6 protein-coding genes and 3 pseudogenes are annotated in these 10,146 nt (G+C 69.3%); 1 reads left to right on the forward strand and 8 read right to left on the reverse strand.

Translation table 11 applies throughout. The annotated features are described in order from the left end of the window. The 4 genes and pseudogenes from ACN6LD_RS41070 to ACN6LD_RS41085 all read right to left on the reverse strand — a co-directional run. Nucleotides 1-442 (reverse strand): annotated as a pseudogene (locus ACN6LD_RS41070) (transposase); the annotation flags it as partial. 528 nt (nt 443-970) lie between these two features. Beyond that, nucleotides 971-1,459, reverse strand: a complete 489-nt coding sequence (locus ACN6LD_RS41075) for a hypothetical protein (protein WP_445045827.1) — start codon at nt 1,457-1,459, stop codon at nt 971-973. Nucleotides 1,460-1,864: 405 nt separating this feature from the next. After that, the gene (locus ACN6LD_RS41080; protein WP_445045828.1) at nt 1,865-2,707 is read right to left on the reverse strand and encodes a hypothetical protein; all 843 of its coding nucleotides are present in this window, start codon (nt 2,705-2,707) and stop codon (nt 1,865-1,867) included. Between the two features lie 231 nt (nt 2,708-2,938). Continuing rightward, on the reverse strand, nt 2,939-3,151 hold the full coding sequence (locus ACN6LD_RS41085) for a hypothetical protein (RefSeq protein WP_445045829.1): 213 nt from the start codon (nt 3,149-3,151) through the stop codon (nt 2,939-2,941). Between the two features lie 344 nt (nt 3,152-3,495). Here ACN6LD_RS41085 and ACN6LD_RS41090 point away from each other — a divergent pair, with 344 nt between their 5' ends. Next, nucleotides 3,496-5,949, forward strand: coding sequence for a cutinase family protein (locus ACN6LD_RS41090; protein ID WP_445045830.1), 2,454 nt, complete (start codon nt 3,496-3,498; stop codon nt 5,947-5,949). Between the two features lie 148 nt (nt 5,950-6,097). On the opposite strand, the pseudogene ACN6LD_RS41095 reads toward ACN6LD_RS41090, so the two are convergent. From ACN6LD_RS41095 to ACN6LD_RS41110, 4 genes and pseudogenes are all read right to left on the reverse strand, one after another. Beyond that, nucleotides 6,098-6,444 (reverse strand): annotated as a pseudogene (locus tag ACN6LD_RS41095) (ATP-binding protein); the annotation flags it as partial. 586 nt (nt 6,445-7,030) lie between these two features. Then, nucleotides 7,031-8,176, reverse strand: coding sequence for a winged helix DNA-binding domain-containing protein (locus ACN6LD_RS41100; protein ID WP_445045831.1), 1,146 nt, complete (start codon nt 8,174-8,176; stop codon nt 7,031-7,033). Nucleotides 8,177-8,402: 226 nt separating this feature from the next. After that, nucleotides 8,403-9,821 (reverse strand): MFS transporter, encoded by a 1,419-nt coding sequence (locus ACN6LD_RS41105; RefSeq protein WP_445045832.1) that lies wholly within the window; start codon nt 9,819-9,821, stop codon nt 8,403-8,405. 126 nt (nt 9,822-9,947) lie between these two features. Continuing rightward, a pseudogene (locus ACN6LD_RS41110) lies at nt 9,948-10,043 on the reverse strand (DNA glycosylase AlkZ-like family protein); the annotation flags it as partial. Nucleotides 10,044-10,146: the final 103 nt, after the last annotated feature.

Genomic DNA, 10,146 nt, shown 5'->3' on the forward strand with positions numbered 1-10,146 from the left:
GGTCTCCAGGGCGACGATGACCGAGTAGGGCCAGCCGGGCATCATCTGGTGCTTGGCGGTGCCGCGGCCGTAGGTGTGGCAGAACGAGCGGTCCGGCACAGTGCCGGCGTCGGGCCGCAGCCACGGGGGAGACGTCCACGGCCAGGACCAGTCGCCCGTCGGCCGCCCGGGGCAGCGGCACCCCGGCCAAGACCCGCCTCAGCCGGTCCACGTCCATCCGGCCACGGTTGAGGCCGGCGTAGAGGGAGCCGTGCCCGCGGCGGTGCTCGGGTGCCAGGGCGAGGTCGACCAGGGACCGCACCGGCCCGTCGGTGCACAACACCGCGTCCGTCAGCTCAAACAGCGCGTCCGCACGGGCGGTCAGACAGCCGTAGAAGTCGATCCGAAACCGGGATGACACGGTCAGGGACTCGACGCGGACAGCGTCGTGCAGCAGACTCACCCCCGCGGCCTTGGCATGATCAACAGCGTCTCGACAACGCACATGATCACACCAAGGCCGCACTGCTGTCGCACCAGCCCTCGCTCGTCAGCGGGCACGCAACTCACCGAACTGACACGGTCGTTAAAAAAACAAGCTAAGAGACAGTTCCTAAGCATCTTCGGCGGCACCCGCACCGCGCGCGGCGGCGTCCGCTGCGGATGCCCTCGGATCACTGCGGCGAGGAGAGCCCGCGTTCCTTCAGACGGGCCCGATGTCCGCGCCGTCCGCCTCCACCGGCATGCCGTCCGGCGCTCTGTGCCGTCTCGGATAGCTCCGTCATCTGACGGGGTTAGGCCTACTGCGCGGCCGCCTATCCCTCCAAATGGCCCAGTGCGGTGTCGGGCCGACAATGCGAGCACGCGGCCTCTCCTCCGCCTCGCTGCTGGATGAGCTGCTGCCGCCGGGCGACGACGAGGCGGAGGCGGCGCCTGCTGGCCACCCGCTACAGCACCGACGGCCGCGATTCCACAGGTAGTACGGGGGCGCTCAGAGGGGCGGGCGCAGATCCTCGGCCCACTCCCGGAGCGGGCCTTCGAGGACGAGATTGTCGCCGCGGCTCACGGTCTGGAGCAGCATCGCGCACACGGTCGCTTCGGCGGCGAGGGCGGCCGGGCTGCCCAGGACGGGAAAGGCCTCACGGACACGGGCTGCGGTGCCGGGCCGCAGGAGCGAGTAGGCGTAGAGCATCGCGCAGTCGAAGCCCTCGGGAGCGGTGCCCCAGCCCTCCCAGTCGAGGACCCGCAAGGGGTTGGTGAGGTTGGCCCAGTGCAGGTCGCCGTGGGCGGTCGACCAGCCGGACGCGGCCGGCGTCGGGATGCCCACGAACTCGGGGATGGCCCGCTCCATGTACTGCGGTCGGACGGCCACGCGGTCGGTGGCGGCCGCGGCGAGCTTGTGCAGCGTGGTCGCCAGGTCCGTCCACCAGGTGCCCGGCAAGTCGAGGTCCTCGTGCAGGATCGGCCTGCAGGAGAACACCGGTTCACCTGACTTCCACCCGCAGGCCAGGGTGGTTCCGCAGTGGAGTGAGGTCGATGGTCCTGGAGGCGATGGCCTTCAGATGGATGGATAAATGGGTGAGCGAAGGGAAGACGCGGGCTAGTTCCCCCAGCTCGCCAGCCTCGGCTACCTCGGGCAGGGTAAGCGAGCGCACCCATGGCAGCGGAGGCAGGGAGTCCAGTGCGGCCGCTGGGGAGCTGATAGGGATCTGCAGCGCCCGGAGCTGTGGGAGCCGTACGAGCTCGTCGAACAGGGCTGGCATGGGCACCCGCTGCCATACGGCCAGGCCGCGCAATCCGGTTCACGCCGCGAGCCCTTCGGGGTTCCATCGGATGCTGTTGACAGAGAGTCGGGCAATGGATTTGTTCGCTGCAGGCAGCCGCTTCAGCCCTTGCCCGGTGGGGCGCCGCGTGAACCGGAGTTCTCGAAGCTCCGGAATGGCGCTGATCGTGTCCAGGTCGGGCGAGGGCAGATGTGTTGGGTCCACTTCGAGCTGCCGCACACCGGGGATGCGGCAGAGGAGCAGCAGCGCTTCGCTCTGGCTGCCGACGAAGGAAGGTCGGTGAGCTTCATTCGAGCGAGGACGTCGCGGGCGTAGGGCTCGGCGGCGTACTCCGGCCATGCCGCGACGATGGCCTGCCGGAGGGTTGCACTGGGTTGTTGGGCATAGCGGGCGACCAGTGGCAGCGCCTTGATGCTGCCGATTTTGCTCATGGTGTTCAGCACGTGTACTTGCGGCTCTTCGGTGAGGTCGTCTGGGCCCGGCAGGAGGGGGAGGACTTCGGGACCGAGTTTGGCCATCTCGGCCGTCTCGTTGACGCTCTGTGGCGGCACAAGCGCCCTCACTCGGTGGGCGACCTCGGCTCGGACCTCTTCATCGAGAGAGGCAGCCTCGCTGGCGGACAACGCGGCGAGCATGTGCAGCTTCCAGCGCTTCCAGCCGCTTGCAGCGTCTCCTTGGGCGACCAGATCGGTGACCACGCGGGCAGTCTCGGCGCGGCCGCAGTGTCCGATGACGAGCCGGATCACGTCCTCCCAGTCCTGCTCGGACGCGTGCCGCAGCAACTCACCCAAGGAGTCGCTCTCGCGTAATTCCTTTGCTGCGAGGTAGCCCTGGAAGGTGCGGTGAATGAACTGGATCGCGTCGTCGTCCTGCAGCAGTCCGCTGCGGTTCAGCACGTGTCGCAAGATCTGATCCGCCGGGCCCTTCGCCGCGATCTGCGGCATACCCCTACCTCGGCACCGTCACCATCGCAGCACTCGTCATCTGGCTCCGCACATGATCCGAGAAACAGCGCCTAACTCACCCGCGACAAGGACGCCTTCTTCGCTCAGGTCGTCGACGACACCCTCGACCGCTTCGAGAGGGCCTTCAAGAAGCTCACGGCCTGAACTGCAGACAGAACGAGACCTCGGGCGCGGCCATGACAGCCCGGGGTCTCGTGCGCGTTCGGCAGGTCACGACATGAGCATCTGCCACCAGAACCGCATGAGGAAGCGGCATTCCTGCGGGTCACGGTCGTCTGCGAGGCGATCAGCGTGGCGGCGAACTGTCAGGGTGCCGCTGGCGAGCGGTCGCCGCCGTGGCAGACGCCGGGTCTCCGAAGCCATCGTCCGGATCAGCCTGCACTGCCAGGGAAGGTCGAGCAGTTCGTCGAGGAGGTTCAGCAACGAGGCCCGCAATCCCGGGGCCCGATCGTCGTGGGCGTATCGGTCGGCATGTATCGGATCCGTGTCGTACCGGCAATCCGATAGGCGCGCTGCAGTCGGCGGGAAACGGATAGAGATCGGTTGTCCGTGATCTATACCGTGTGACCAGGCCCAGAGCACAGCATTTCTCCATGGGATTCTCCTGTTCCGATCTGAAAGGCTCAGCATGTCCTTGCAGAAGACGAGAACCGGAAGACGCGCCGAAGCCGGACCGACAACAGCTCTGGCTACGTGGCCAGTTACTACCTCAACAACCAGACCGACTGGATCGACGGGCTGCCCCTGTGCTGACAATGAGACCTGACATGACACGTTCCAGATCCGCCGCCCGCGGCATCCTGGTGACCGTACTGACCGCCGTGGCGCTGCTGACCGGCCTGCTCAGCCCTCTCGTGCCGGCCGCGCGGGCGGCCGACCCGGGGTGTACAAAGGTCACCATCATCGGCGTGCGCGGGTCCGGTGAGGGCTACGTGGGCCCATACGGGATGGGCAACACCGCGGGGCCTGCTGCGCAGGCCGCCGCCGACCTCCTGGTGTCCCATTACGGGCACGCCCGCTCCGACATCTCGACGACCTCCCTGTTCTACCCCGCCACCGACGCGACGGACATCCTCAACTGGTGGGACTCGGCCCGCACCGGCGCGGAAGCGCTGGACACCCTGGTGACGGACACCTACCAACGCTGCCCGTCGACGCGGATCGGCCTGGTCGGCTACTCACAGGGTGCCGGCGTCATCAACATGGCGATGCAGCTGATCTCCGCGCGTCACGGTCACGTTGCCCAGGTCGTCCGCGGCGCCCTGCTCATCGCCGACCCGTTCCGTGACGGACGCCAGTCCTACGCGCAGAACATCACCGCCAGCGGTCGCATGGTCAGTGGCAACGGGCTGCGCGGCATGCTGCGCCGACAGGCGGTGCCGGTCAGCTTCCAGGGCGTCACCCGCGACATCTGCCGTGACGGCGACGGAGTGTGCGGCACGATCTTCGAGGAGACAGTGCAGTCCGCTGTACAGGCTGCGCTCTCCTCGGCCACCCACACCAGCTACATGAACTGCTGCACCGGCTTCGACATCCTGCGCGAGTACGGCCAGCAGCTCGGCTGGCGCCTCGCACAGAACCCTGCCGGCGGTGGCACCGCGCCGATGCCGCCCACTCCCGCCTGGAACCCCGGCAAGGACTGCGGCGTCACCGTCACCGCCCCGAACCAGGCCGCCGGATACGCAGTGCAGGCCGCATGCTCGCAGGTCGCGGCCGGCACCTGGTACACGTGGGGCGGAGGACACGGGCCGACGCCTGGCGCGAGCTACGGCTTCGTCGACGTCTCCGACCCTGAGCGCAGCAAGAACGACCCGTACCGCAAGGGCTTCGACTGCTCGGGGATGGTGCGCTGGGCCTGGTCCGAGGCGGTCGGCCACGACCTGGTCGGACAGCGCACCGCCGCCCAGGAGTTCGCACTGCCGGCCGCGGCGCGCTTCACCGCCGCCGACGGCACCGCGCCCCTCCAACCGGGCGACCTTGTGTTCTGGGGGTCCCCCATCACCCATGTGGCGATGTACCTGGGCAACGGCAAGATCGTCGAGGCTCGCGAATCCGACACCAAGATCATGGTCACAAACTTCACCAGCCACCGGAACTACGCCGGCGCGATCCGTCTCTCGGGTGACGCGGCGGCACCGGGTGCCGGCGGCCCCAACAGCACCTGGGGCACCGACGTCAACGTCCGTTCCGCTCCCGCGCTGAACGGTACGATCGTCACGACGTTCGCCGGCCCTACAGCAATCACGATCAAGTGCCAGAAGCACGGCGAGTCCGTGACCGCCGAGGGCTACACCAACGACGCCTGGTCGTTCCTGCCTGACTACGGCGGCTGGGTCAACAACATCTTCATCCAGGGCAAGGCCTGGCTCGATGGAATCCCGGCGTGCGACGGCGACCCCGGCGGTGGCTCAGGACGCCACAGTACCTGGGGCACAGGCGTCAACGTCCGCCCACTGCCGTCCCGCGGCGGCACCCCGGTGGCGACCTTCTCCACACCGATGTCCATCGCGATCCAGTGCCAGAAGCGGGCCGAGTCCGTGACCGCCGAGGGCTACACCAACGACGTGTGGTCCTACCTGCCGGACTACCGGGGCTGGGTCAACAACATCTACATCCAGGGCCCGGCCTGGCTCGACGGCGTCCCGGCCTGCGACGGCAACACGGGTGGCGGCTCGGGCCAGTTCAGCACCTGGGGCACGGGGGTGAACACCCGTCAGCGTCCCAGCCTCTCGGCCCCGCTGGGTCCTGTGTTCTCCGGCCCGACGCGGGTCACCATCTCCTGCCAACAGCACGCGGAATCGGTAACCGCCGAAGGCATCACCAACGACGCGTGGTCCTACCTGCCGGACCACCAGGCGTGGATCAGCAACATCTTCCTCCAGGGCCCGGCCTGGCTGGACGGGATCCCCTCGTGCGGCAGCAGCGGGACACCGGTCGGCAACACCGGCCACCGGATGTGGGCCTCGGACGTCAAGGTCCGCAAGGACTCCTCCACCGCTACCGATGTCGTGCACACCTTCACCGCTCCGACCGACGTGCGGGTGACCTGCCAGGCCCAGGGACAGTCGGTCACAGCCGAGGGCATCACCAACAGCGCCTGGTCCTACCTCCCGGACTACGGTGGCTGGATCAGCAACATCTTCCTCCAGGGCCCGGCCTGGCTGGACAACGTGCCAGCCTGCGGGAGCACGCGACCGGGGAATCCACCGAACATGACGTGACGGCTCTCCCACCCTGATCTGCTTTGGGCCCGCCACCGATCAGGTGACGGCCCACACAGCGCAACGAACGAGGCCCCCGGGCAGTTGATCGAGATGTCTGACGTCTCAACCACACTGCCCGGGGGCCTCGTTGGTCACGGCCACGGCGCTAACGGGCGTCGCGGTGGGCGAACTCGCGGTCCAGCACCAGGCGGCCGAACTTGCGGTACTCCTGGCGGATCGCCCCGACCAAGTCGGCCGGACCGAGCGGCCGCTTTCCGCCGACCGGTACGCGGCCGTGATGACACAGGCCCTGATCGAACCGCCGGCCAGTTCGAAGCGGGCGCGGAAGTCCAGGTCAAGCCCGTCCGCCCGGGGGATGGACGGGCCGAGGCAGCGGTCCCACAGGTCGCGCCGCAGCGAGGGCTCGGGCATCGGGAAGTCGACGATGACGTCCAGCCGGCGGATGAACGCTTCGTCCAGGTCGGACCGCAGATTGGTCGTCAGGACGGCGAGCAGTTTCCGGCGCCGGGAGAAAACGCCATTCCGGTGGACGGCCCTCATAGAACCCCGCCACGTGACACAGCCGGGTCAGCTCCTCCTCGCTCAGTCGGGGTGCACCCTCCAGGTGGTTCTTGAGACGAGCAAGCAGATGGGTGCCGGCCGTATGCATCGTGCAATTGGCGCACGTCAGTTGCGTCCGAGGAGGCGAGCGTTGGGGGCTCCGGAACGGTGTCCTGCGGAAGGGCAATGCGATCAGGCCGGGGCCGCATGGACTACCAGGGCCCCACAGATGATTCCTGCCATGGCTTCGGGTATGGCCCACGTCCTTGTGGCAACTCAACCGGCCTCCGAGCTGGAACGCCCCTTCCCTGCCAGCCGGTCAGAATCAGCAAGTCGCGGTCGTCCTCGCCCAGCACGTAGAGGACGCGCAGCAGCGGCCCACGTGACGTGACGAGATCGGCGCTGTCCTGCTCATCCGAGTCCATCCAGCCGAGTGGCCGGACGCCTGGCGCCTGGCGGCGCCCTTGGTGGCAGGTCGCCCACCAGTGCCCCGGCGTCCTGCGGCCCATCCGGAACCTCGGGCCCGAGGCGTGCTGCCTCATTTCCCGGGGAGCAGCCGGGTGTGGGCGCTTGGCAGCTTGTGCCACCAGTGGGCGTAGCGGCGGTAGACATGCGGCTCGCGGTCGGCGAGGAAAGCCGTCAGCAAGCGGGCCTCGGCGGCGAGTTGCTCCCAGGTCTCGTCCGGTAGGTGGTGGAAGGCGGTCACCTCGATCTCTTCCTGGGCTGGGCGCCACACGCCGGCGACGTACCCGTCGACCAGCAGGGTCGGCAGCACGTCACCGTTCACGCGGATCACGAGTTTGCGGTAGTCCGGCGGGATGAGACGGCTGCGGTCGGAGTAGGCCAGCAGGGTGCTGTCCCACATGGCCATCAGCCGGGGCGGCGCCTGCGTGCCCTCGTCCGGGCGCGGTGCGGCCGGGACGTCGAACAGCTCCTCGCCGCCCGGACCCTCCAGGCGCTCCAGGTCTTCGGCGAGAGTCTGCAGTGCGTTGCGGACCCTGCCCCGCTGCACCAGCGCGAACTGCGCCACGTCTGCCACCGAGGCGGGTCCGAATCCCCCGAGGTAGCGCAGGATCAGTTTCTGCAGGGACTGGGCGGACACCTCCGGGTTCGCCAGCACCGGTCGAGTCGGGGCCGCGACGTAGGACGGACGGTGGCCGAAGGACCACGGCGGCGTGGTGGGCGCATGCAGCAGGGGGGCGTAGTGCCGCAACCCCCACCATGCTTCCGGCTTCGGCGGGACGCCGAGTCGTTGTCCGAGCCACGCCTCGTACTCGGGGGTCGTCCGAGGCCGGTCGGCGAACGCGAGCAGTTCCGGGAGCAGCGCGTCGGCGTCCTCGACGGTCAGCCCCGACGCCGTGGTGAAGCGGCCGTTGAGCCTGGCGGCACGCAGCGACGGCTGCACGGCCTCGTGGAAGGCCCGGTAGTCGTCGGCGTGGACGGCGTGCAACGTGATCCGCATCAGGGTCGACTTGACGACCGCGTGGCCCGTGAAGGCCGCGTCGAGTTCGGCGGGGTCGAAGTCGGCGAGCCGGTTCCACAGGGCGAGGTAGGGCGAGGCGGCCTGCTGCGCCTGCAGCGCGACCACCCGGCGTACGGCTTCTCCGACGCCGAGCGTCTCCCGCCGCAGCAACAACTGCCGAGCGAGCGTGGAGCGGTTGAGTTCCCGTGCGGTGAGTTTCATGCGGTGATCGTCTCTGGGTGGGGGCCCGCCGTCCGTATCCGGCGCAGGCCCGCCAGGACCCGGCCGGGGCCGGCGGTGTCGGGTCATGGCGGGCGGCGACGCGTCTCGCGGACGTGGACGTTGCGGGACGAGGGATGCGGTCAGCGGTAGTGACGGAAGAATTGCCGGAGGTCGCCGGTGAGGAGGTCCGGTACGTCGAGTGCGGCGAAGTGGCCGCCGCGCTCGGTCACTCTGCACGAGGAGCAGCCTGTGCCTGCGGGCTCGTCTCCACGTGCGGTGTCTCATCGCTTTGCCCGGCAAGCGGCTCGCCGCGGCGGCGAGGGCCCGTGGACGAACCTCGGTGGCCCGAGGCGTTGCGTCGCCATGCGCTGCGTGGACCGCTCTGGGCTGTGACGATCACCACAGGGAGGATGGCGAGGGCGAGGGCGCCTCCGCTGATGGCGAGGACGGGGTAGCCGGCGGCGGCGACAACGAGTCCGGATGCCATGCCGCCGGTGGCTCCGGCGGTGGCGATGGCGAGGTCGATCACGCCCTGGGTCTTGGCACGGGTGGCCAGAGGTATGGCGTCGGTGGTGATCGCTGTCCCGCTGACCAGGCCGAAGTTCCAGCCCACACCGAGCAGTGCGAGGGCGAGTGCAAGCAGGATGACCGAATCGCCGGGAGCGGTGGCGGCCAGGACGCCGGCGGTCGCAAGCGTGAGGCCGGTGGCGGCGGCCATGGTAGTGGCGCCGTAGCGGTCGACGAGCAGCCCGGTCAGCGGTGAGGGCAGGTACATGGCGCCCAGGTGGAGGGCGATGACGAAGCCGGAGGCCGCACCGCCGTGACCGTGATCGAGCATGTGGACGGGTGTCATCGTCATCACCGCGACCATGATCAGTTGGGTCATGACCATGACCAGGACGCCGCGTGCCAAACCGGGAGTGCGCCGTCCGGCGGCGGTGATGGTGTCGAAGGCTGGTTGCGGGCGGACCGGGCGAGTGCGGGCGAGAAGGAGCGGGTCGGGGCGCAGCCAGAGGAGTAGGGCCAAGGCGGCCAGGGCGAAGGCCACGCTGGAGATGAGGAACAGGCCGGTCAGGCGGGGGAGGTGAAGGGCGGCGGCGAGGTTGCCTGCGGGGTCGGCGAGATTGGGGCCGACGACGCCGCCGAGGGTGGTGGCGACAAGGACGGTGGAGACGGCGCGGGCGCGGTGCCGGGGGGTGGCGAGGTCGGCTCCGGCGTAGCGGGCCTGGAGGTTGGCGGCCGTGCCGGCGCCGTAGAGGAAAAAGGAGACGAACAGCAGGGCGGCGCTGTCGATCGTGGCAGCGGCGATGACTCCGCCGCCGCCGAGAGCGCCGACGAGGTATCCGGCGGTGAGCCCGGTGCGACGGCCGCGGGCCTGGGAGATGCGGCCGACGGTGATGGCGGCAAGCGCGGAGCCGGCCGTCAGCAGGGCGCTGGGCAGGCCGGCCAGGGTGGTGGAGTGAAGCATGTCCTGCGCCAGAAGAGCGGCGACGGTGACGCCGGCCGCGAGTCCGACACCGCTGAACACCTGGGATATCAGCAGGACCGTCAGGATGCGCCTTTGCACGCTGGGTATCGAGGTGTCGGTGGTGGCGGGCGCCGCGTTCACCGGCGCGGCGGCGGGCTCGGCCTCGTCGTTGTGCATCGTTTCTCCAGTGCGGGCCCGCAGATGGGCTTCGGAAGTGACACCGGGCGGCCTCGTGTACCCGGCAGGATGGGCCCGGCAGGCCGATGGCTGACTGGGCGGGGAGGCTCAGGGAGTCGGGGCGGCGGTGGAGGCCGCGTCGGGTTCGGCGGGGTCGAAGTCGGCGAGCCGGTTCCACAGGGCGAGGTAGGGCGAGGCGGCCTGCTGCGCCTGCAGCGCGACCCGGCCCTAGGTCCTGTCTGAAGTTCGGATCATCTGTGCGGTGTGATGCTGCGGAGCCAGAGCATGGCACCGCACAGGTGCAGTCCGGCCGCGTAGCTCTCCG

The organism is Streptomyces sp. SAS_272, from assembly GCF_052543235.1.